The following is a 21774-nucleotide window of genomic DNA, read 5'->3' on the forward strand; positions in this document are numbered from 1 at the left end:
GACCACCCAAACCAGCCACCGCACGCGCGAGTCTTACGAGCGCCGTTCGCGGCCCGTCTCGCGTCCCAGCTGTCGAAGCGCATGCGCCGCAGGCGCGAGTCTCGACAGCTGGGACGCGAGGCACCAGGGGGCCGCGAACACCCGCGGCCACGCGGCAAATTACTGAGCGTCCAGCAGGTCGATGATGAAGACGAGTGTCTTGCCCGCGAGGGGGTGTCCCGCGCCGGCCGGGCCGTAGGCCAGGGCGGGCGGGATGGTGAGCTGACGGCGGCCGCCGACCTTCATGCCGGGGATGCCGTCCTGCCAGCCCTGTATCAGGCCGCGCAGCGGGAAGTTGATGGCCTCGCCGCGGTTCCAGGAGGAGTCGAATTCTTCGCCGGTATCGAATTCCACGCCGACGTAGTGCACCTCGACGTTGCCGCCGGGCACGGCTTCCTTGCCTTCGCCTTCGATGATGTCCTTGATCACCAGCTCGGCAGGCGCGGGGCCGCCCTGGAACTCGATCTCCGGCTTGGTCATTCGGCTTATCCCCTTCGATAGGTGATGGTGGGTGTAACGGTGGAACTAACGATTGGTGATCTCGCGGTAGTCGCGAGCGCCGTAGCCGGTGTAGATCTGCCGCGGGCGGCCGATTTTCAGTGGCTCGCTGTGCATTTCGCGCCAGTGCGCGATCCAGCCCGGCAGTCGGCCCATCGCGAACAGCACGGTGAACATGCGGGTCGGGAAGCCCATCGCCTTGTAGATCACGCCGGTGTAGAAGTCGACGTTCGGGTACAGGCGGCGCTCGACGAAGTACTCGTCGGTGAGCGCGGCCTCTTCCAGCGCCTGCGCGATGTCGAACAGCTCGTCGTTGCCGAGCTTGTTGAGGATGGCGTCGGCGTGCTTCTTGGCGATCGCGGCGCGCGGGTCGTAGTTGCGGTAGACGCGGTGCCCGAAGCCCATGAGCTTCACGCCGTCTTCCTTGTTCTTGACCTTGCGGATGAATTCCTTGACGTCGCCGCCGTCGGCCTTGATGCCGTCGAGCATCTCCAGCACGGCCTGGTTCGCGCCGCCGTGCAGCGGGCCCCACAGGGCGTTGATGCCGCCGGATACCGAGGTGAACAGGTTGGCGTCGGAGGAGCCGACCAGCCGGACCGTCGAGGTGGAGCAGTTCTGCTCGTGGTCGGCGTGCAGGATGAGCAGCATGTCCAGCGCCGCGGCGACCTCGGGGTCGACCTCGTACGGCTCGGCCGGGAACCCGAAGGTCATCCGCAGGAAGTTCTCCACGAGGCTCAGCGAGTTGTCCGGGTAGAGGAACGGCTGGCCGACGGACTTCTTGTACGAGTAGGCCGCGATGGTCGGCAGCTTGGCCAGCAGCCGGATGGTGGACAGCTCGACCTGCTCGGGGTCGCGCGGATCCAGCGAATCCTGGTAGTAGGCCGACAGCGCGTTCACCGCGGAGGACAGCACCGGCATCGGGTGCGCGTTGCGCGGGAAACCGTCGAAGAACCGCTTCAGATCCTCGTGCAGCAGAGTGTGCCTGCGGATCCGGTCGGTGAAGTCGTCGAGCTGAGTCTGCGTGGGCAGCTCCCCGTAGATCAGCAGGTAGCTGACCTCGATGAAGGTCGACGTCCCGGCCAGCTGGTCGATCGGGTAACCGCGGTAACGCAGGATGCCCGCCTCACCGTCGATGTAGGTGATCGCCGACTTGGTCGGGGCGGTGTTCATGAAGCCCGGGTCGTAGGTGACGTATCCCGTGCTGGCCAGGAGCTTTCCCAGCTCGATTCCGTCGTTGCCTTCAGCGGCCTTGGCGACCGTCATCGGGAACTCCCCGCCGGGGTAGGTAAGCACCGGCTTGGCGTCTTCGTCGACGTTGATGATGTTCTCAGCGGGCACGGAAGGATCCCTCTCAGGCTAGAACCGTAGGCACCGTCGCGGTCGGCGCACGATGCACTTCTGTCAACGCTAGACGTTCACCGACACGGACAATCAGGAGGGTAGTCCTGCGGCACCTCACATTCACCTCGTGGGCGAGTGAGGTCCTGGCGACGCGTCGCACGCCGGTTGCCGAATATTCGCCGAGCTCATGGTGCCACTATTTCCGCATGTGCGCGGCCTACCCGGTAGCGCACGAATGCCGGGAACGCGACGGCGGCGACCAGCACGCCGATCACCACCAGACCGCCACCGCCCGCCGCGGCAACGGCAGTACCCAGACTGGCCGCCGCAAAACCGTGGGCAACATCACCGATGCGCGGCCCACCTGCGACAACCACGATGAACACGCCCTGCAGCCTGCCGCGCATCTCGTCGGTGGCGACCTGCTGCAGCATGGTCACCCGCAGCGCCGCCGAGATCATGTCCACCGCGCCGCCGAAGGCCGAGCAGATCAGCGCGAGCCACAGCCCGACGCCGAGGCCGAGCCCGTGCCCGGTGAATCCGACGGCAACACCGAAGCCGACCATGGCCACACCCCACAGCGCGATGCAGACGAGCACGGCAAGGCCCTGGCGCCGGATCCGCGGTATCCAGCCGGAGAAGATGCCGCCGAGCACCGCGCCCGCCGACATGGACGCGAACAGCAGGCCGAGCGCGACCCCGCCGGTGGTCGGGTCGCCGAACGTCTCGTGCGCGATCTGCGGGAACAGCGCGCGCGGCATGCCGAACACCATGGCGATCACGTCCACCGCGAACGACGCGAGCAGGATCCGTTGCGTGGCCAGATAGCTGAAACCGTCCAGCACAGTACGGAATCCGGCCTTGCGCGCGGATCCGGTCGGCGGCAGCGCGGGCAGCCGCCACACCGCCCAGATCGTGGCGAGCAAGGCGATGGAGTCGATCAGGTAGAGGGTGGACAGCCCGACCACCGGGATCAGCACACCCGCCAGCACCGGTCCGGCGATGGCGCCGAACTGCATCACCGTCATGCTCAGCGAATTGGCCGCGGCCAGTTGGTCTTCCGGCAGCAGTCGCGGGATGGTGGCGCTACGCGTCGGCTGATTCACCGCGAAGAACGCCTGCTGCATCGCGAACAGGCCGAGCACCACCCACACGTTGTCGATGCCCGACGCGGCCTGCGCCCAGAAGGCCACCGCGGTCAGCCCGGTGCCCGCGTTGGTGATGAGCATCAGCTTGCGCCGGTCCATCACGTCCGCGAGCGCACCACCCCACAGCCCGAACACGACCAGCGGCACCAGGCCGAACAGTCCGGCCAGGCCCACATAGCCCGAGCTGCCGGTGATCTGGAAGATCTGCTGCGGCACCGCGACGATGGACAGCTGCGCCCCGATGATGGTGACGACACCCGAGGTCCACAGGCGCCGATAGTCGGGATTTCGCAGCGGTGTCGTGTCGGCCAGCAGTCTCACCGGCGGCAGCGTAACCGAGTCGGGAAATACCGTCAGGGCTGTAGTCGCTGCACCGTCATCGCGTCCTTCTCGATGAGCACCCGAATCCGGTTGTGCAGCCTGCCGCGGCGGCCCTGCCAGAACTCCACCTCGTCCGGGCGGAGCAGGAAGCCACCCCAGTGCGGCGGCACCGGAATCTCGTCGACGTCGTCGAAGCGCGCGACCGTCTCGGCCATCATGCGGTCCATCTCGGCACGCGACCCGATCGGCTTGGACTGGCGCGAGGCCCACGCGCCGAGCTGCGAATCGCGCGGGCGGGAGCGCCAGTACACCGCGGTGGTCTCGGCGGCGACCCGCTCGATCGCGCCGCGCACGTGCACCTGCCTGCCGAGCGCGGGCCAGACGAAGGTGACGGCGGCGAACGGGACCGAGGCCAGCTGGCCGCCCTTGGCCGAGTCGTAGTTGGTGTAAAAAGTCACACCCTCGGGGGAAAGTCCCTTACACAGCACCGTCCTGGCGACCGGTCGCGGCGTGCCGTCGGCCAGTGACACGGTGGCCAGCACCATGGCATTCGGCTCCGCGACGCCGACCGCGGTCGCCTGCTCGATCCAGTGGCGCAACAACGGCTCCCAGCCGCCGGCCAGCCATGTTTCGTCCAAATCGACGTCTTCGCCGCTGCCGAACGGGGCGCCCGCATAGTCGGCGCGCATGCCGGCGAGGTCGGTGCTCGACGGGATATCGGCCGTCTCCTGGCCGCCGGGTGAATTGTCCAGGTCACGCATGGGCCAGACGTTACTCCGCGGTAGCAAGGATCTAAGGTGATGGTGATCGGCATGTGCTCGGCGAGCCTCATCAACCCCTGATCGACGCGAGCATCATGCGGCCCGAAGTTGCAAGGAGAAGTCACACCATGACTACCACCCCCGCGGTGCCTACCGGGCAGACCGCCGTACCCAGCGATTTCGTCAGTGGCCTCGAGGGCGTGGTGGCTTTCACCACCAACATCGCCGAGCCCGACAAGGACGGCGGCGCGCTGCGCTACCGCGGTGTCGATATCGAGAACCTGGTCGAGGGCCAGGTGACCTTCGGTGACGTCTGGGCCCTGCTGGTCGACGGCGAGTTCGGCCGCGGCCTGCCGCCCGCCGAGCCCTTCCCGCTGCCGGTGCACACCGGCGACGTGCGCGTCGACGTGCAGGCGGGCCTGGCCATGCTCGCCCCGATCTGGGGCTACCAGCCGCTGCTCGACATCGATGACGAGACCGCGCGAGACAACCTGGCCCGCGCCTCGGTGATGGCGCTGTCCTACGTCGCGCAGTCCGCCCGCGGCATCTACCAGCCCGCGGTGCCGCAGAAGAAGATCGACGAGTGCACCACGGTCACCGAGCGGTTCATGACCCGCTGGAAGGGTGACCCGGACCCGAAGCACACCGAGGCGATCGACGCCTACTGGGTGTCCGCCGCCGAGCACGGCATGAACGCCTCCACCTTCACCGCGCGGGTGATCGCCTCGACCGGTGCCGATGTCGCGGCCTCGCTGTCCGGCGCGATCGGCGCCATGTCCGGCCCGCTGCACGGTGGCGCGCCCGCCCGCGTGCTGCCGATGATCGAAGAGGTCGAAAAGACCGGCGACGCACGGGCACTGGTCAAGGGCATCCTGGACCGCAAGGAAAAGCTGATGGGCTTCGGGCACCGGGTGTACCGGGCCGAGGACCCGCGCGCCCGCGTGCTGCGCGCCACCGCCAAGCGACTCGCCGCCCCGCGTTACGAGGTGGCCGCCGCGCTGGAGCAGGCCGCGCTCGCCGAACTGCGCGAGCGTCGCCCGGACCGGGCGATCGAGACCAATGTCGAGTTCTGGGCGGCGGTGATCCTCGACTTCGCCGAGGTGCCCGCGCACATGATGCCCGCCATGTTCACCTGTGGCCGCACCGCGGGCTGGTGTGCGCACATCCTCGAGCAGAAGCAGCTCGGCAAGCTGGTGCGTCCGGCGGCCATCTACACCGGACCGGCGCCGCGCCGCCCGGAGGATGTCGCGGGCTGGGCAGCCATCTCGCACGCGTAGCAATAGACACATAGCATTGCCGCGAGCCGGATGTCCTGCACCACTGGGACGTTCGGCTCGCGTAGCATCCGGGGCTGACTTCGAAAAGAGGGGTTGACGGATGTTCGAAAGAGGGCTGTCACGGCGGCGGATGTTCGGCGTCGGCGCGGTGCTTGCCGGGTTCGCCGCCACCGGATGTGGCACGACACACGGCAATACGGCCGCCGCCGAGCCGAGTTCGACCAGTCCCGACCCGGTCGCGGGCAATTCCCCGGTGGTCGCCAAGGCCGCGCCCGTGCCGCAGGACAACTCCCCCGCCGCGGTGGCCGCCCGGCACGCGGGCGAGCAGCCGCGGCAGTGGGGCGTCGAGATGCCGGGCATCATCAGCACGTTCGCGGCCACCGGCAAGCAGATGGCGCTGACCTTCGACGCGTGCGGCGGGCCAGGCAACAACGACATGGATGAATCGTTGGTGAACTTCCTGATCGCCCACCAGATTCCGGCCACCCTGTTCCTGAACAAGCGCTGGATCGACGCCAACCAGGCACGGGCCGCCCAGCTGGCCATGAACCCGCTGTTCGAGCTGGCCAATCACGGTGTGGCACACCGGCCGCTGTCGGTGAACGGGCGCGCCGCCTATGGGATCAACGGCACCGGCTCGGCGCAGGAGGCGGTCGACGAGGTCTGGGCCAATCACGAGCGGCTGCGTGGACTGGTCGGCCGGGCGCCGCGGTTCTTCCGGGCGGGCACCGCGCACTACGACGAGGTCGCGGTCGCCATCGCGAACGAATTGGGGGAAACCCCGGTCGGTTTCAGCATCAACGCCGACTACGGTGCGACCGCGAGCGCCGCCAAGGTGCGGGCCGCGATGAATGCCGCTGCGCCGGGGGCGATTTCCCTCGCGCACATGCACCGCCCGCAGTCCGGCACCGGCGCGGGCATGATCGCCGCCCTGCCGACCATCCGCGAGATGGGCTTTACGTTCGTGCACCTCTGAGCCGCACGCGTTGCCGCGGGAAATCAGCAGGCGTGCGGGTCAGTCCTCCCCGAGCGACGCGGCCCAGTCGACCGCGACGGATTCGCCGTGATCCACGGTGAAGAAGGCGACCTCCAGATGCTGGCCGAGATCGACAAGGCCGATCGCGGACAAGGGCACCGGTTGCACGAGGCGGACCAGCCACGGCGTCGGCTCGTCCCAGGCGCGCAGCTCGAGGTCGAGGCGGAGCACCGGATCGTCGCGGCCGGAATAGTCCGCGGCGACCGGGGTCGCGGCGAGCACCGTCGCGTCGGCGCGGCGGCCGTCGGCGAGGATCTTCGAGATGCTGGCCCGGCCGGTCTCCGCGAAATCGGGCACGTAGAGCACCAACCGATCTCGATCGCCTGGGTCGACTCGGCAGCACACCACGTCGCCGGGTTGCATCCACTCCAGGTTCGCGGCGGACACGCGCTGGCGCACTCTGGTCTCGTAGGGCGGAATTCCGTCGACCAGGACCCGGGCCCAGAAGACATGGCCGGGCGCTCCGTGCACGCCGGGCTCGCCGGTCGTCGCTTTGGTACTCGGCCGCACGCCGAGGATCGTCGCCGAACCCAGCGCGCCACGCATCAGCAACTCTCGCCTTGCTCCATCGGAAATCGCGCCGATGCGCAGCCCGAAGCTCCGTGGCCGTCGACCGAGCAGTCGCCACCCCGAGTTCGCCGACGCCATGTTCATGGGCGCATAGGTTAGCTGGAGTGTGGTCGGCGACACAGCAATACCACCGCAACCGGAGCAGACCGTGACAAATCCGGCGCCGGGCGGGCGCGCGGGCGGTGGTGGCGGGGAGCACAGCTGTCGACCCACACGAACCGGGCAGGTCCGACACGCTTTACCCTTGTTCGCATGACCACTGCGTTCCCGACGATTCCCGCCGACCTCAAGCCCGCCGACGGACGATTCGGCTGTGGCCCCTCCAAGGTACGACCGGAGCAGTTGCAGTCCCTGGTGACCGTCGGCGCCTCGGTGTTCGGCACGAGTCACCGGCAGAAGCCGGTGAAAGATGTGGTCGCGCGGGTGCGCTCGGGCCTACGCGAACTGTTCGGCCTGCCCGACGGTTACGAGGTCGTGCTCGGCAACGGTGGCACCACCGCGTTTTGGGACGCGGCCGCGTTCGGCCTGATCCGGGAGCGTTCGCTGCACCTCACCAACGGTGAGTTCAGCTCGAAGTTCGCGAGCGTGGCCAAGGGCAACCCGTTCATCGGCGACCCGATCGTCATCTCGGCCGAGCCGGGCAGCGCGCCGGAGCCGGTGTCGGATCCCTCGGTCGACCTGATCGGCTGGGCACACAACGAAACCTCCACCGGCGTCTCGATTCCGGTGCAGCGCCCGGCGGGTTCGGAGAACGCGCTGATCGCCATCGACGCCACCTCGGGCGCGGGCGGTCTGCCGGTGAACATCACCGACGCCGATGTCTACTACTTCGCGCCGCAGAAGTGCTTCGCCGCCGACGGCGGTCTGTGGGTCGCGCTGATGAGCCCCGCCGCGCTGGCCAGGGTCGACGAGATCAAGGCATCGGGCCGGTGGACCCCGGAGTTCCTGTCGCTGCCGATCGCGATCGACAACAGCACCAAGGACCAGACCTACAACACCCCGGCGCTCGCCACCCTGTTGCTGTTCGCCGACCAAATCGAGTGGCTCAACGGCAACGGCGGCCTGGACTGGGCGGTCAAGCGGACGCTGGATTCGTCCTCGCGCCTGTACAACTGGGCCGAGTCGAGCGAATTCGCCACGCCGTATGTCACCGACCCGGCGCACCGCTCGCAGGTGGTCGGCACCATCGACTTCGCTGACTCGGTCGACGCCGCCGCGGTGGCGAAGGTGCTGCGCGCCAACGGAATCGTCGACACCGAGCCCTACCGCAAGCTGGGCCGCAACCAGCTGCGCGTCGGCATGTTCCCGGCCATCGACCCCGAAGACGTGACCCAGCTGACCCGTAGCATCGATTGGGTCGTGCAGAATCTCGGCTGAACACACTTGGATAGAGCGACACGCCACAAAGACACGCCGCGCCGGAAAGTGCGGTAAGTCGAACAGAGCAGATTAGCGGGGTGCGCGAGTCTCTTCGGAGATTTCCGCCCCGCGTGTCTCGCCCCACGAATCCCAGAAGTGCACTACTGTTTCGGAAAGTGGGCGGTGTCGCGGGTCGACGCGGTAAGGAGGTAACGGTGCGTGAACTTCGAGTGATCGGGGTGACGCCCGACTCCACGCACATCGTGTGTATCGACACCGAGTCCGGAGCGAAGTACCGGCTACCCGCCGACGACAAGCTACGAGCCGCAGCGCGCGGCGACCTTGCCCGATTCGGCCAGATCGAGATCGAAATGGAAGCAACTATGCGTCCTCGCGATATTCAGGCTCGTATCCGTGCCGGCGCCTCCGTCGAACAGGTCACCGAAGAATCCGGCATGCCGGCCAGCCGCGTCGAGCGGTTCGCCTACCCCGTGTTGCTGGAGCGTGCCCGCGCAGCCGAACTCGCGCAGAAGGCGCACCCCGTCCGCCCCGACGGCCCCGCCGTGGAAATCCTCATCGACGTCGTTACCGCGGCATTCACCGAGCGCGGCCACAACATCGAAGGCGCCGAATGGGACGCCTGGAAGGACGAAAAGGGCTTCTGGGTCGCCCAATTGCAGTGGCAGAACGGGCGTTCCGAGATCGCCGCGCACTGGCGCTACCAGCCGGACGCGCACGGCGGATCGGTCTCCCCGCTCGACGACCCCGCCTCCGACCTGATCGATCCCGACTTCGGCCGCGCACTGCGCGGTCTCGCGACGATCCTGCCCGCCGAGCCGGAGATCGCGGCACCCGCGCCGCAGCCGGAACCCGTGGTCGAGCCGCGTCCCGCACCCGCAGCGCCGCCCGCGCGCCCCGCGGCACGCCAGCAGAGCCAGCCCACCCTGGACGAGTACTACGAACAGCGTGCCGTCGCCGCCGGTGGTGCGAACACGCCTGCCATCACGGCGGGCGCGACCGCAACCCCCACTGCCACCACCACCCCGGCGCCCGCCGCGGCAAACCCGGCACCCGCACCGAGCGCGCCCGCGCCGACACCGCCGAGCGCCCCGGCGGAGCCCACCCCCGCCGCGCCTGCCGCGTCGACGAAGCCCGCCGTCGAGGAACCCGCCAAGCCCGCCGCCAACGGCAAGGCGCCCGCTAAGTCCGCCCGCACCAAGCGCGGCAAGGCACCCATGCCGTCCTGGGAAGATGTCCTCCTCGGAGTGCGCAGCTCAGGGCACTAACCCGCCTCTCCGCGTATTCAGGCCAGACTTAGGCGCGTTGCGAGTGACGTTGGCGACTGGCGGTGAGGCGGCAGGTAGTTGGCCGGTACCCGATGAGTTACCCATGTGCTCATGAAATCAGTTGGCACGTTGGGGATCCGGTGTCCAGCGAGCGACGTCCGCATACTTTCCTCTGCCGTGAGCAGGTCGGCTACAGCCGGTCCGTAGATGCTGCTGTCGAGACCAATTCCACGGCTCGCTGGCGTGTTCAGAGGCCGAAGGTCCGCCGAGGGAGGCCTAGGGCGAGTAGATTTTTGGGGTGGGTCGACTGCGCACGACGACGTCCGGCGGTTCACTGACGCGGTGAATCGCTTGATATCACCGTGCGTTGCTCGAAGTTCGCGGAGCTGATTCGTGCAACTATCGGGAGGTGCCGGAAATGCTATCGAAAGCTTCGTCGCTCTGGTACGTCGACGCACCAGATCCGTTGACGGTCCTGCGCGCCAACCATGATCCGGATCCCGATGCCGCACTAGCGCTGGCGAAGCAGCTGTACAGCGACCGGGACGTGCTGCCGATCATGGTCGGCACCCTGGCGGGCTGTGCGGGACCGGACCTCGACGAGGTCTATATCGGTTGCTACCCGGGCGTGACGGTGGTGTGCTCGGCGCAGGCCGCGCGCATTCATCCGACCGAGCTCCCGGAGTTGCTGATCCGTCCGCTGGCTTCCGAGCACACCTATCTGGTGTCCTTCGATACCGCGCATGGCTGGGGCGCGTTCGCGCATTGGGAGCGCGGCGAATTCCGCAGGGCGTTCAGCTCGAGCCGGGTGAACATCCTGGAGGACGAGGGCCTGCCGCTGGTGTGGGAGCGGCCGTACTGGGCGGGCGAGCATCCGGTGCGCTGGCACGCGGGCGAACTGCCGGACCCGCAGACGCTGCCCTTCGACCCACCCGATTTCGCCGACGCCGCCAACAACGAATGGCTCGGCTTCCACTATCGCGCCCACGCCGCCGAGGGCGCGCTGGTGCCCGGCGACGTCGCGGTGTGCGGATTCACGCTGTATCCGAGAGGCCAAGCGCCCGACCCGGCTACCCGCGTCGCGCCGCGGCGGGAGCCGGAACCCGCGCGACCCAAACGCGGCCTGTTCGGCTGGCTGCGCGGCCACGATCGCGTCTCGTGACGGGCCTCAGCCCGCGAACCCGTTGATCAACAGCGCCACCCAGCCGAGCAACACACCTGCCGTGCCACCGCCGACCACCCACCTGGTCACCGGCGTCCACCGCCACCGCCAGAGGGTCGGCGCGGCACCACCGGCCGCGATCAGGTTGACCGCCACCGCGAGCAGCGGATGCACCTCGGCGAGCGCGCGACCGAACGAGAACACCGCGATCGCGGCGAGCAGCGCCACCATGATCGCGACGGTGATGCCGGTTCCCCACGGGGTCGGGCCTTGATGCGGGTAACTCACGTGCGCACCCGCTCGTAAAACGCCATCGCGGCCGCGGTCGCCACATTGAGCGAGTCGGTGCCGGGTGACATCGGAATTCGCGCCCGCACATCGGTGGCTCGCATCGCGTCCTCGCTCAACCCCGGACCTTCGGCGCCGAGCAACAATGCCACCCGGTCACCCGTCATCGCCGTGGCCAGATTCACCGCGGTCGGGTTCGGGGTCAAGGCGATGATCTGGAAACCCTTGCGCCGCAGTATATCCAGACCATGCGGCCATTCGGGGACGGAAGCGAACGGCACCCGGAGCACGTGGCCCATGGAAACCCGCACCGCGCGCCGGTACAGCGGGTCGGCGCACCGATCGCCGAACAGGATGGCCTCGGCGCCGAGCCCGGCCGCGTTGCGGAACATCGAACCGAGGTTCTCGTGATCGTTGACGCCCTCCAGCACGGCCACCGTGCGCGCCTTTTCGAGCACCTCGTCCAGGGTGAGCGACGCGGGGCGCCGAGCCACCGCGAGCACGCCTCGGTTGAGGTGAAACCCGACCACCTGCGCCATCACCTCGGCGGAGGTGCGGTAATACGGCACGTCGACACCGGTCAGCTCGTCCGACAGTTCCTGGCGCCGCTTCTCCACGCCGAGCAACGCGGCCGGCGCGAATCGAGAGTCCAGCATTCGCTGCACGACGACCACGCCCTCGGCGATCACCAGTCCCTTACGTCCCGGCAGATCAGGTCGGCGGTCGGCGGAGTTGAGGTCGCGGAAGTCATCGACCCGCGGGTCGGCGGGGTCGTCGATATCGATCACTTCGGCCACGGCTATATCCTGCCTGGACACGCCGCGCGGCGCCGCCACCGGTTCGGTCGAATCCGGCGGTAATTCGAATGCGGCACCGTACGGCGCGTGGGATTGTCGTGCCATGACGCTGCCAAACGGGATCACCATTCGGTCGGCTACCCCGGACGACGACGCCGCCATCACCCTGCTCGGCGATACCGCATTCGGCATGCGATCGCCGTACGAGACGCAGGCACCGGAGGCCAGAATCTTCGCCATCGAGGATGCCGTGGTCGCGGTCGACGACGGCCGGGTGGTCGGGGCGACCAAGGCGACGCGGATGACGCTCACGGTGCCGGGTGAACGCACGGTCGAGGCGTGTGGGATCGCGGGAGTCTGTGTCGCGCCGACCCATCGGCGGCGCGGCATCCTGCGGGCGATGTACACCGAGCAGCATCGGCGCACCGAGGCGGACGGGTTGGCGCTGACCATCTTCACGGTGAGCCAGGGCACCATTTACGGGCGCTTCGGCTACGGGCCGACGGTGCGGGAGAACGCGGTGAGCATCGATCGGCGGTTCGCCGAATTCCGGCCGTCGGCGCCGGATCGGGGTGGGGTCGAACTCGCCACGCCGGCCGAGGTCACCGAGCAGGTGCGGACCGTCTACGACCGATGGCGCCGGATCGTGCCCGGTGCCCAGGCAAGTCCGGAGGCCCGCTGGACGATGCTGTTCGCCGACCCGGTGGCGGTCCGCGGTGGTGGCACCGATCTCTTCGCGCTGCTGCATCCGGACGGTTACGCGCTGTACCGCTACCGCCGTTCCGAGGATGTCAACGCCGCCGAGGTGGTCGAGATGCGGGCGGTGACCCCCGACGCGCATGCCGCGCTGTGGCGGGCACTGCTCGGGCTGGAGCTCGTGCAGCGCGTCGACGCGGTGCTCAGCGACAACGACCCGCTGCCCTACCTGCTCACCGATCTGCGCTTGGTCAAGACCACCGCGCGCTATGACGCACTGTGGTTGCGGCTCATGGACATTCCCGCCGCGCTGACCGCCCGCACCTATCAACGCGACCTGGATGTCGTACTCGCGGTGAGTGATCCGTTCCGCGACGCCGGTGGCACCTTCGCCCTCACCATCCGTGACGGCATCGCCGAATGCACGCCGACCACCGGTCCGGCCGAGATCGAGCTCGGCATCGATGTGCTCGCGAGCATGTACCTTGGCGCCTACCCCGCGCGCGTTTTCGCGGAGGCAAACCGCCTGCAGGCCAAGGATTCCGCCAAGGCACGCGCCCTCGATGCGGCCTTCGCCACCGAGCGCGACGCCGCTCTCGGCTGGTTCTTCTGACCGCGCGGTACCGGCGCGGTTGCTGAGGCGACCGCGCCGGCGCGCTGTGCGCCCGGTCGCGGTGGATCGGGTGCACGGTGACGGATAGATCGACGGCCGGGTATGTCCCGGAGAATGCTGGTTGAACTCGGTTTCCGGAGCCGGCCACTTCGCTGAAAATCCCTTAAGTTCAGCTACATCCGACCGAACAGTATGGGGTAGCTGATGATGAACGCCGCCAGGGCCGTACGAGTGGTCGCCGCAGCCGACGCCGCCAGGGAGATCGGGCGGCAAGGACAGCATCTCGTCCCGTGCATCACTCGGGAAACAACAGGGAGCCAAGGCATTTCGGCCGGAATGGTCAATATGCCGCCCTATACGCACGGACCCGGGGACTTCGTGTATATCCCCGAGGGCGTCGTGCAGGCCGCGGTAAACCTCAGCGAGACAGACGATCTCGTCGCGGTGGAGATGCGCACCGATCCGATGTTCAACGACGACGTAGTGCTTGTTCCGGACCACGACCGCGCTGTCGCGGCGGCGGTCGCCCGGCTGCGCCGCGACCTCGCGGTGGCGGGCGCGGGTCGGTGACCGCCGTGGTCAGTCGCGGTGCCGCGGTGCGCAGCGGTCCGATCGACGATATCTTCACGACCCTGGCCGAGCGTCCGAGGTGATCTCGTTCGCCGTCGGCGCGCCGGATCCCGCCCTGCTGCCCGGCGAGCTGGTGGCCGCGCTGGCCGCCGATGTCGTTGCCGAGCACGGGATGTCGGTCCTGCAGTACGGGGCAACGCGCGGATTTCCGCCACTGCTGGACCAGGCGCAGATTCTCCTGCGGGAACGGGCGATCACCGGCGCGGCGGGCCGCACGCATATCGCGACCGGCGGCTCCGGTGCCCTGCACAGCGCCTGCATGGCATTACTCGAGCCAGGCTCGGTGGTGCTGGCGGAAACACCGACCTATGGGCCCGCGGTCAAGGTGTTCCGCAGTCATGGGGCCGTCGTCTACGGAGTCGAGTCGGATGCGGACGGCATCCTGCCCGAGGCGCTGGCTGCCACGCTGGCCCGTCAGCGGGTGGCAATGGTCTATCTGCTGCCGACCTTCCAGAACCCGACCGGGCGAACCATGCCGACCGCGCGCCGCGAACAGATCGCCGAAGTCGTGCTGCGCCATGGTGTGACGGTGGTGGAGGACGACGTCTATGCCGACCTCCGATATCAGGGCGACCCGCTGCCCGCCTTCTGGTCCTTCGCGCCGCACAGCACCGTCTACATCACGTCGTTGTCGAAAACCGTTGCGCCAGCACTGCGTACCGGTATCGCGGTGCTGCCGGAGTACCTGCTGGAGCAGGTGCTCGCGATGAAACAGGGCATCGATATGCAGACCTCGACCTTCAACCAGGCGATTGCCGCGGGCTTCCTGCGTAGCGCGGCAGGCGCCGCCCATGTGGCGCGAGTAGTCGAGAATTACGGCGCGAAGCTGGCCGCGCTCACCGCGGCGTTGCGCAGGCATATGCCGTCCGGATTCTCGTGGACCGAACCGGAAGGCGGCATGTTCGTCTGGGTCGAGGGACCGGCCGCGGTCCGCTGGCGACCGACCTCACCGGTCAAAGATTCGATGCCCGTACGTATTCGGTGCCACGGGTAGCAGCGGGTTCGGCCTAGCTTTGGTCGCCTCGCACTCGGCTCGGGGGAAACCCTGATGCCCGACGCTCGGTTCGGCTGGCATCCTGTTCACATGGCGCCGATTCGTTTGATCCTCAACGTCCTGTGGCTCGTGTTCGTCGGGGTGTGGATGGCGCTCGGCTACCTGCTGGCCGGGATCATCTGCTGCATCCTGATCATCACCATTCCGTGGGGCATCGCGTCGTTCCGGATCGCGGCCTACGCGCTGTGGCCGTTCGGCCGGACCACGGTGGAGAAGCCGGGCGCGGGCGCGGGATCGCTGGTCGGCAACATCATCTGGGTGATCGTCGCCGGTTGGTGGCTCGCCCTCGGCCACCTGCTGACCAGCATTCCGTTGTTCATCTCGATCATCGGAATCCCGTTCGGCTGGGCCAATCTGAAGCTCATCCCGCTGTCGCTGTTCCCGCTCGGGCGCGAGATCGTGGACAGTGATCAGCCGTTCGGGGCGCGCTAGGGGGACGGCAGGAGGCGAAGCCGACGGGGTGGGTCAATACAGCTCATTCGGATTCGTTGACGATCTGCTTCATGATGCCGACGGCGCGGGTGAGCACCACGATTTGATCCTCGGTGAGGTTGGAGAGCTGGTCGGTCATCCAGGCCTCGCGGGCGTGCGTCTCGTCGGCGATGAGCGCGCTGCCCGCCTCGGACAGCGAGACGATGATCTGGCGGCCGTCGGTGGGGTGCGGCTTGCGCTCGACCATCCCCAGATCGGTGAGCGAAGCGATCACTCGGGTCATCGACGGCGGTTGCACGCGTTCTCTCGCGGCCAGTGCCCCTGGAGTCATCGCACCGTCGCGCGCCAAGGTCGCGAGGGCGGAGAGCTGGGTCAGCGAAATCTGGGAGTCGGCGCGGCGGCCGCGCAGATGACGCGTCAGTCGAACCACAGCCAGTGAGAGTTCACCGGCGAGGGCTCGAACATCGGATGGCGTTGTCACAGAGCTGAACGATACGGGACGGGTGCGCGTCGGACGCGCGTTCTCGCAGCTACGCTGGTGCCGTGACTGAGAAAGTGCCGCAGATCCCGCCACGGCTGACCGATCCGCGTCCGGTGCTCGCGGTCGGCAGCGCGCTGTGGTTGCTGGCCACCCTGGTGGTGTTGGCCACCGGTGACCGGTGGGCGTCGGTGCTGCCGGTCTGCCTGATGGGGCTGGTGGTCGGCGTGCTCGCGCTCGGGATCTTCCTGATCCAGCGGCGCGGGGCGCGCCGGGGCGACAAGGGCGCGCAGACGGGGCTGTAGACCACGCACGGGCGTCAGCCGACCTCGAAGTCGTTGGTAGTACCGGTGAACGGGTGCAGCGCGCCGTCGGGGCTCAGGCTGTCGGCGTAGTGCTGGAAGCGGTACCGCCCCGGCGCGGCGTCGGCGGGGATGTCCCAGGTGAACCGCGCCACGGATTCGGCCGTGCCGCGCTTGCTCCAGAAGTACTTCACCGCCCATTCGCCCTCGTTGGCCACCCGCGTCCACTCTCCTGACGCGTGCTGCCGCTGCACTTCCAGGAAGGTGCTGTTGCGGCGGGTGTTGTGTTTCGGGTGGGCGGAAACGAATTCGGCGGCCACCTGGCTGCCGAGGGCGTAGGCCGGGGCAGGTTGAGTCAGGACGTCACCGAAGTTGCGACCGGGCGGGGTGGTGTCCGGGCCCGCGCCGGGCTGAAAGTTCGGCTGCAGCTTGGACACGTCGCGCGGGGCCGGGCCGCGTGGGACGACCTGGCGGGCCGCGAATGCCGTTGCCAGCCGGGTGAATTCCTGCTGATAGGCGCAGAGTGTGTAGCGGCCGAACATGGTCGACGCGCCCTCGTACTGCTGCGAATCGTATTCCTCAGGGGTGGTGACGTATTCGTGGTAGGCGTTTGCGTAGCCCTGCATGAGTACCTGTTCCAGCGGCACGCCGAGTGCGTCGGCGACCGCGCGGCGCACCCGCAGGCCCGAGGTGATGGTGAATTCGCCACCGGCGGCGGCCAAGTAGAGCTCGCCGAGCCGAACGATCTGAATCGGCAACACATTCGGAATCCAGGCCACCGGCGGCATCAGGCCGAGCGGTGCGGCAATGGCCTTGGGCGCCTGGGCATCCGCGAGCCAGGCCGGGGTGGGGGCATTGGCACCGCCGAGCGCGTCCAGGAAGGGATTGCGCACCCCTTCCGGGATCGGCGCGCCGGGGAAGCCCGGTCCGTCCTCGATGCTGCCCGCGATGAGCGAGACGCCCGCCGCCGCGGTCGCGGTATGCCTGGGCTGTCCGTCCGGGGTGAAGCGGCCGTCGACGGCGATATCGGCCAGGTCGATGTAACAGAGCATCGAGTCGATCGGTCCGCTCATCGACCGCGCCTGGGCCAGCGCGGCTTTCGACGCCTGGTACTGGCGTTCGCCGATGATGCGGGTGTTGTCGAACTCGTGCTCGGTGGGGCCGGACCCCGGGCGCAGGTTCAGGTTCGGGGACATGTCACCCGCGTTGGTCTGCGCGAAGGCGGCGACGAAATCCGGTGCGCCGTCGAGGTAGCGGACGCCGTGCTCGATGTGCTCGTAGGAGAACGACGCGTAACCCTTGTTGTCCGCGCTGATCAGTCGGTTCTCGTTGGTCATCGAGGTGCAGTGGGTGGAGAACCAGGTGATGGCGCCGATTTGCCGACCGCCCTTGACGAGGGCGAGGGCTGTCACCGCCGGGTCGATGGCCTCGGGAAAGTGTTGTTTGTCGGCAACGGGATTGAGCTCCCAGGCCACCCGCGACCGGTTGACGCTCGCGTCGTGCAGTTCGCCGTGCCCGATCGCCAGCGAGCCGGGGCCGAGATCGGCGTCGGCGGCCGCGATGGCCTCCACGATGCCGTTGACCTCCGCGTCGTACACCTGCTGCTGAAAACCCAAGATGGACAGGTTGTATGCGTAATCGTTACTGGAGCCGCCACAGGTCGCGTGCGAGTGCGTCGAGGTGAGCACCAGATTCTGCTCGGTGTACCGATCGCCGAACCGGCGGGCCAGCTCCGCGAGCACGCCACGGTGCACGGATTGGAAGATCATGCCGTTCTCGGCGACCACGAAAACGACGCGCTGCCCGGCGTTGCCGATGATGAACGCCCGCGCCCTCGGGCGCAGGTGAATACCGGCCGTCTGCTGCTCGAGCTGGGAATAACCCATCATTCCGCATTCCGCGGCGGGGCCGGTGATGTCGGAAATACCGACACCGATCTCATAGCCGCCGGAACCCGGGGCGGCCTCGGCCCGCGCGCCGAGCGTGCCGGACATGACGGGTACCGCCGCCGCGGCGGCAAGCGTCGCCGAACCGACAACGGTTCGGGCAAGAACGGTTCTGCGCGACAGCGGCATACGCGTCTCCTTCGATCCTGATGGCAGGAAACCATACAACTGGTCACTCGTCCAGTCGAGATTTTTCTACCGGCGAATTGACTGCACGCCCGCCGGGCGCTTAACTCCCTGGGGTGTCCTCCCGATTGAGCGTCGAAGAAAGACGGGCCCACCTTATCGAGGCCGCTATCGGTCTTGCCGAAAAAAAGGGCGTTGCGGGCGTGACCACGCGCGATGTCGCCCAAGCGGCGGGCGTCTCCCTTGGTGTGGTGCATTACTGTTTCGAAAACAAGGACGCGCTGATGACCGAGCTGGTCAAGGCGTTGTCGATGGAATTACGTGATTCTGTCGACGCCAATGAAACGGTATGGCAAGACGTCGGAAGTGGAAAAGAAGCACTTCAAAAATTGATCCGGGCAGGACTGGAACTGATGTGGCTCAACATAGAGGCCACTCCGGAACGTCAACTGCTCACTTACGAAACCACCACTTACGCACTGCGCGAGGGTGAGCAAACTCCGGCGAAACTCGCGATCGCCCGCGAGCAGTACAACTTCAACGACTCCACCGTCGCCGACATCCTGGAACACGCGCGCGACGCGACCGCGAACCAGTGGTCGGTTCCGCTGCGGTCGTTGAGCCGATTCACGCTGAATGTGATCGACGGGGTGGTGCTGCGGTGGCTGGTGGACAACGACAGTGAGAGTGTGCGGTCGCAGTTGGATCTGCTCAGCCAGATGATCGCCGAGTACGCCGCTTAGCGGTTTGCCGCTGCGGTACAGGCGGATTCGCCGGTCGGCTAGTGCGGCGTCCGGACGTGCACGGTGTCACCGTCGCGCCACCAGGGAACCGAGGCGGTGGTTTCGATCGCGCCGTGCAGGCGGACCGTCAGGTCGTCGTGCAGTACCAGGTCGCCCACCTGCCGAGGCAGCGAGAACAGTTGCCGCAGTACGACTCCCAGCGGCTCGGCGGACCAGGTGGTACGGCGGCCGGGGGTCAGGATTTCGGCGGTGACCGACTCGGAGACCAGGGGAAGGTCGAGCAGGGTCGCCAAGGCGGAGGCGGTATCGATGTCGCCGGCTACCAAGCGATTCGGGGGCAGGGCCAGACCGAACCAGGGCTGATCGAGAACGAGGGCCTGGGCCGGATCGATCACGTCGCCGGACAGCGCGCGCACCCGGTCGGGCAGGTCGAGGTCGGTGAGCTCCAGGAGTTCGGCGGCCACAGCGGCGGCCAAGGTTGCGTGCGTACGCGAAACCACCTCGGGGGTAGGCGATTTCGACGGATCGGCAAGGGCGTTGAGCAGGGCTGCGGCCAACTCGGGGGTGATCACGGCGGAGTCGGCCAGGATGGCGCGCATCGCGGTGGCGTCGTCGGCGAGGCCGGGCACCGCGAATGTCGGCAGTAGCTCAGCGAATTCGGTGTCCGATGGGTGGCGCATCAGGCCGAGGGGGGTGCCGTCGATGCGCGCGTTGGTGCGCAACCACCACGCGGTGTAACCGTTGCGATCGGTGAGCAGGCGGCGGGTGCGCGGCGCGGAAGCCAACTGCCACAGCGCCTCCGGCCACGCGGCGTCGTCCACCAGATCGAGGTCACGGATCGCGGCGAACTCCGGCGGGTCGTCCGACAGCGTCGACCACCAGCGGTCCTCGTCGTCCAGATCGTGATCCGGGCCGGTCGGATCGGCCTCGGTGACCACGGTGAAGTCCCAGCCCACGCCGATGGCCCGCAGCGCTTGCGCGCCATAGCCTGCCACCACGGCGGGATCGATCGCACTGAACGGTGAATCCTCGACCAGCAGCTCGCGCAGTGGCGCGTCGGGCAGCAGCAGCTCGTCGGCCGGGCGCAATTCGCCGGCTACGTCGGGCAATTCGATCAGGCTGAGCCAGGACGGGAGCGCGGTCGGATCGGCGAGCACGGCCAAGCGGAGGACTGCGTCGATGGTGTCCGCGTCGTCCGGGTGATCTTCGAGCTCAGCACGTAAATCGGGTTCGCTCAACAGATCTTCGGCGGTCGCTGAACGGGCGCCGAGCCGGGCCAGCAACGGATGCGCCGCCGCCGGATGGACCAACCTCGCCCAATGCACCGGAATCGCGACCTCGAGCTGATCATCGAGCACCGTCGTCCGCGGACCGGTGACCAACCGCCCGTCCGCCAGCGGAACCGCAAGCGCCCCAAGCTCTTCGGCGGCCAACGGATCCACCACGAACGGCTCCAGCGCCGCATACAGCGAATACCACCAGTGCGGCGTGCGCTCCAGCCCGGTGGACAACTCCGCCAGTCGCGCCAACCCGAGCCGATGCACATCGAGCACACCCAAAGCCTCGGCCTGCCCGGTCGCGGACAACTCCGGAATCACCAACGGCCCGACCACATCATCGAGCAGCCGCGCCAATTCCTCGGTCAGCCCGGTGAGCGCGCTCGCCCGCGTCGGCACGGCGACGTCGACCGGGGGCGAGCCGGGTTGCGGCGCGGGGTCGTACAGGCCCGCAGCTGCGTCGCCAGCCGCTTGATCGCGCGCATCGGCCGTCACTGGATGCGTGGCGACGATCGGCAGCCAGGCGTGCGTCTGGAGCTCCCGGATGAGGGCTTCGCGGAGCAGGCCGTCGGCCTCGCTGCGGGCGAACGCGGGCGTGGGGACCAGGACGAGGCGGTCGCGGGGTGGCAGGGCGCGGGCGAAATCCGCGTAGCCGGTGGCCAATTCGGCGAGGCGGGCGCCGGGGAGCAGGCGACGGCGGTCCGGCTGCATGGCGACGTCGGCGATCAGCAGCGCCGGGAGAGACAGTTCCTCGTCGGAGCGGGTCGGTGCGCGCAGTACATCCGGGGCGGCGGCGGTGGGCCTGCCGTTGCGGATCGGGAGCAGCCAGCGGGCGCGCGGTGCGCGGTACTGCCACCAGGTCCGGTGCGCGTTGTCGGGACCGTCGACGCGGATCTCTCGCAGGTCGTTGCCGAGATCGGTGGTGGTGCTGGTGAATTCCGCGGTCTCGATGGTGATACGCCGCAGTGCGGGCAGCTCCAGCAGCAGATCGATGGCTTCCGCGTGCATACCGGCGAGCAGTGCGGCGGCATCCACGTCCGGCCGCAGGCGCAGCACCACCTCGGTGTCGAAGCCGTCCACCGGCGCGGTATCGGACGGCCAGACCATCCGCAGCACCGGCGGCACGAAACCGTCCGCCGGGTCCTCGGTGGGACTGCTGGGGATCTGGATGTTGTGCTGCCGCAGCGCATCCCAGGTCAGGTCGCGGGAGAACACGAGCGAGCCGGTGGCGGAACGCAGTTCGACCTCGTCGCTGACCGACAGCACCGCGGTGAAGCCGACACCGAACCGGCCGACGTCGGTGCCATCCGACTTTCCGGATGCGCGCAGCGCGGTGAGCGCGTGCACGCCGGAGAGCTCCAGCGGCGCACCGGTATTGGCGACATGCAACGCGTCGCCGACGAGCCGGACCACCAACCGGCCCGCGACGCCGGCCTTGGCGGCGGCATCCGCCGCGTTCTGGGCCAGCTCGGTCAGCAGCCGATCACGGTAACCGGCGCGCACCAGATCCGCCTCGGTCGCCGCGTCCTCGCGCAACCGAGTCGGCGAATCACGCCACGCGGCAAGAACTCCCGCCCGCAACGCCGAGGTGCCG

The 21774-nt window shown here is 68.2% G+C and carries 21 protein-coding genes; 11 read left to right on the forward strand and 10 right to left on the reverse strand.

Features of this window, described 5'->3' with window-relative positions; all coding sequences use genetic code 11:
* Nucleotides 1-159: 159 nt before the first annotated feature.
* From ACIBCN_RS30845 to pdxH, 4 genes are all read right to left on the reverse strand, one after another.
* Complete coding sequence (locus ACIBCN_RS30845; protein ID WP_396995227.1) at nucleotides 160-519, reverse strand: FKBP-type peptidyl-prolyl cis-trans isomerase; 360 nt, start codon at nucleotides 517-519, stop codon at nucleotides 160-162.
* Between the two features lie 45 nt (nucleotides 520-564).
* Nucleotides 565-1875, reverse strand: coding sequence for a citrate synthase (locus ACIBCN_RS30850; RefSeq protein WP_379282228.1), 1311 nt, complete (start codon nucleotides 1873-1875; stop codon nucleotides 565-567).
* A 188-nt stretch (nucleotides 1876-2063) separates the two neighbouring features.
* Nucleotides 2064-3347 carry an MFS transporter gene (locus ACIBCN_RS30855; protein WP_396995228.1) on the reverse strand — a complete coding sequence of 428 codons (1284 nt, stop codon included), beginning with the start codon at nucleotides 3345-3347 and terminating at the stop codon, nucleotides 2064-2066.
* Nucleotides 3348-3379: 32 nt separating this feature from the next.
* Nucleotides 3380-4108, reverse strand: coding sequence for a pyridoxamine 5'-phosphate oxidase (gene pdxH / locus ACIBCN_RS30860; protein WP_396995229.1), 729 nt, complete (start codon nucleotides 4106-4108; stop codon nucleotides 3380-3382).
* A 128-nt stretch (nucleotides 4109-4236) separates the two neighbouring features.
* Here pdxH and ACIBCN_RS30865 point away from each other — a divergent pair, with 128 nt between their 5' ends.
* Together ACIBCN_RS30865 and ACIBCN_RS30870 are read left to right on the forward strand one after the other, a co-directional pair.
* Nucleotides 4237-5385: a citrate synthase 2 gene (locus ACIBCN_RS30865; RefSeq protein WP_396995230.1), complete on the forward strand. Its 1149-nt coding sequence runs from the start codon at nucleotides 4237-4239 to the stop codon at nucleotides 5383-5385.
* A 100-nt stretch (nucleotides 5386-5485) separates the two neighbouring features.
* Entirely contained in the window at nucleotides 5486-6361 is an 876-nt protein-coding gene (locus ACIBCN_RS30870) for a polysaccharide deacetylase family protein (protein WP_396995231.1), read from the forward strand.
* 39 nt (nucleotides 6362-6400) lie between these two features.
* On the opposite strand, the gene ACIBCN_RS30875 is transcribed toward ACIBCN_RS30870, so the two are convergent.
* Nucleotides 6401-7075, reverse strand: a complete 675-nt coding sequence (locus tag ACIBCN_RS30875) for a hypothetical protein (protein ID WP_396995232.1) — start codon at nucleotides 7073-7075, stop codon at nucleotides 6401-6403.
* A gap of 168 nt (nucleotides 7076-7243) precedes the next feature.
* Between ACIBCN_RS30875 and serC the strand changes: the two genes are divergently transcribed.
* The 3 genes from serC (at nucleotide 7244) to ACIBCN_RS30890 (ending at nucleotide 10798) form a co-directional block, all read left to right on the forward strand.
* Entirely contained in the window at nucleotides 7244-8368 is a 1125-nt protein-coding gene (serC, locus tag ACIBCN_RS30880) for a phosphoserine transaminase (protein ID WP_396995233.1), read from the forward strand.
* Nucleotides 8369-8565: 197 nt separating this feature from the next.
* On the forward strand, nucleotides 8566-9636 hold the full coding sequence (gene sepH, locus ACIBCN_RS30885) for a septation protein SepH (protein WP_396995234.1): 1071 nt from the start codon (nucleotides 8566-8568) through the stop codon (nucleotides 9634-9636).
* 418 nt (nucleotides 9637-10054) lie between these two features.
* Nucleotides 10055-10798, forward strand: coding sequence for a DUF6928 family protein (locus tag ACIBCN_RS30890; RefSeq protein WP_396995235.1), 744 nt, complete (start codon nucleotides 10055-10057; stop codon nucleotides 10796-10798).
* A gap of 6 nt (nucleotides 10799-10804) precedes the next feature.
* Here the strand turns inward: ACIBCN_RS30890 and ACIBCN_RS30895 are convergent, their stop codons facing one another.
* Together ACIBCN_RS30895 and ACIBCN_RS30900 are read right to left on the reverse strand one after the other, a co-directional pair.
* A complete protein-coding gene (locus ACIBCN_RS30895) occupies nucleotides 10805-11086 on the reverse strand; it encodes a DUF2537 domain-containing protein (protein WP_396995236.1) in 282 nt (93 codons plus the stop codon).
* A complete protein-coding gene (locus ACIBCN_RS30900) occupies nucleotides 11083-11883 on the reverse strand; it encodes a TrmH family RNA methyltransferase (RefSeq protein ID WP_396995520.1) in 801 nt (266 codons plus the stop codon). The genes ACIBCN_RS30895 and ACIBCN_RS30900 overlap by 4 nt, the downstream gene beginning before the upstream one ends.
* Before the next feature lie 103 nt (nucleotides 11884-11986).
* Between ACIBCN_RS30900 and ACIBCN_RS30905 the strand changes: the two genes are divergently transcribed.
* The 4 genes from ACIBCN_RS30905 (at nucleotide 11987) to ACIBCN_RS30920 (ending at nucleotide 15308) form a co-directional block, all read left to right on the forward strand.
* Nucleotides 11987-13192: a GNAT family N-acetyltransferase gene (locus tag ACIBCN_RS30905; RefSeq protein ID WP_396995237.1), complete on the forward strand. Its 1206-nt coding sequence runs from the start codon at nucleotides 11987-11989 to the stop codon at nucleotides 13190-13192.
* A 204-nt stretch (nucleotides 13193-13396) separates the two neighbouring features.
* Nucleotides 13397-13762 (forward strand): hypothetical protein, encoded by a 366-nt coding sequence (locus ACIBCN_RS30910; protein ID WP_396995238.1) that lies wholly within the window; start codon nucleotides 13397-13399, stop codon nucleotides 13760-13762.
* A 79-nt stretch (nucleotides 13763-13841) separates the two neighbouring features.
* The gene (locus ACIBCN_RS30915) at nucleotides 13842-14816 is read left to right on the forward strand and encodes a PLP-dependent aminotransferase family protein (protein ID WP_396995239.1); all 975 of its coding nucleotides are present in this window, start codon (nucleotides 13842-13844) and stop codon (nucleotides 14814-14816) included.
* A 99-nt stretch (nucleotides 14817-14915) separates the two neighbouring features.
* A complete protein-coding gene (locus ACIBCN_RS30920) occupies nucleotides 14916-15308 on the forward strand; it encodes a YccF domain-containing protein (RefSeq protein ID WP_396995521.1) in 393 nt (130 codons plus the stop codon).
* A 43-nt stretch (nucleotides 15309-15351) separates the two neighbouring features.
* Here ACIBCN_RS30920 and ACIBCN_RS30925 read toward each other — a convergent pair whose 3' ends face one another.
* Nucleotides 15352-15789, reverse strand: a complete 438-nt coding sequence (locus ACIBCN_RS30925) for a MarR family winged helix-turn-helix transcriptional regulator (RefSeq protein ID WP_396995240.1) — start codon at nucleotides 15787-15789, stop codon at nucleotides 15352-15354.
* A 62-nt stretch (nucleotides 15790-15851) separates the two neighbouring features.
* Here ACIBCN_RS30925 and ACIBCN_RS30930 point away from each other — a divergent pair, with 62 nt between their 5' ends.
* A complete protein-coding gene (locus tag ACIBCN_RS30930; protein ID WP_396995241.1) occupies nucleotides 15852-16091 on the forward strand; it encodes a DUF2530 domain-containing protein in 240 nt (79 codons plus the stop codon).
* Between the two features lie 14 nt (nucleotides 16092-16105).
* Here ACIBCN_RS30930 and ACIBCN_RS30935 read toward each other — a convergent pair whose 3' ends face one another.
* Complete coding sequence (locus ACIBCN_RS30935) at nucleotides 16106-18163, reverse strand: neutral/alkaline ceramidase (RefSeq protein ID WP_396995242.1); 2058 nt, start codon at nucleotides 18161-18163, stop codon at nucleotides 16106-16108.
* 125 nt (nucleotides 18164-18288) lie between these two features.
* On the opposite strand from ACIBCN_RS30935, the gene ACIBCN_RS30940 reads away from it, so the two are divergent.
* Entirely contained in the window at nucleotides 18289-18903 is a 615-nt protein-coding gene (locus ACIBCN_RS30940) for a TetR/AcrR family transcriptional regulator (protein ID WP_396995243.1), read from the forward strand.
* A gap of 38 nt (nucleotides 18904-18941) precedes the next feature.
* Here the strand turns inward: ACIBCN_RS30940 and ACIBCN_RS30945 are convergent, their stop codons facing one another.
* Entirely contained in the window at nucleotides 18942-21761 is a 2820-nt protein-coding gene (locus tag ACIBCN_RS30945; RefSeq protein ID WP_396995244.1) for a sacsin N-terminal ATP-binding-like domain-containing protein, read from the reverse strand.
* Between the last annotated feature and the right edge of the window lie 13 nt (nucleotides 21762-21774).

Source organism: Nocardia sp. NPDC051052 (genome assembly GCF_044456045.1).
Lineage (GTDB): Bacteria > Actinomycetota > Actinomycetes > Mycobacteriales > Mycobacteriaceae > Nocardia.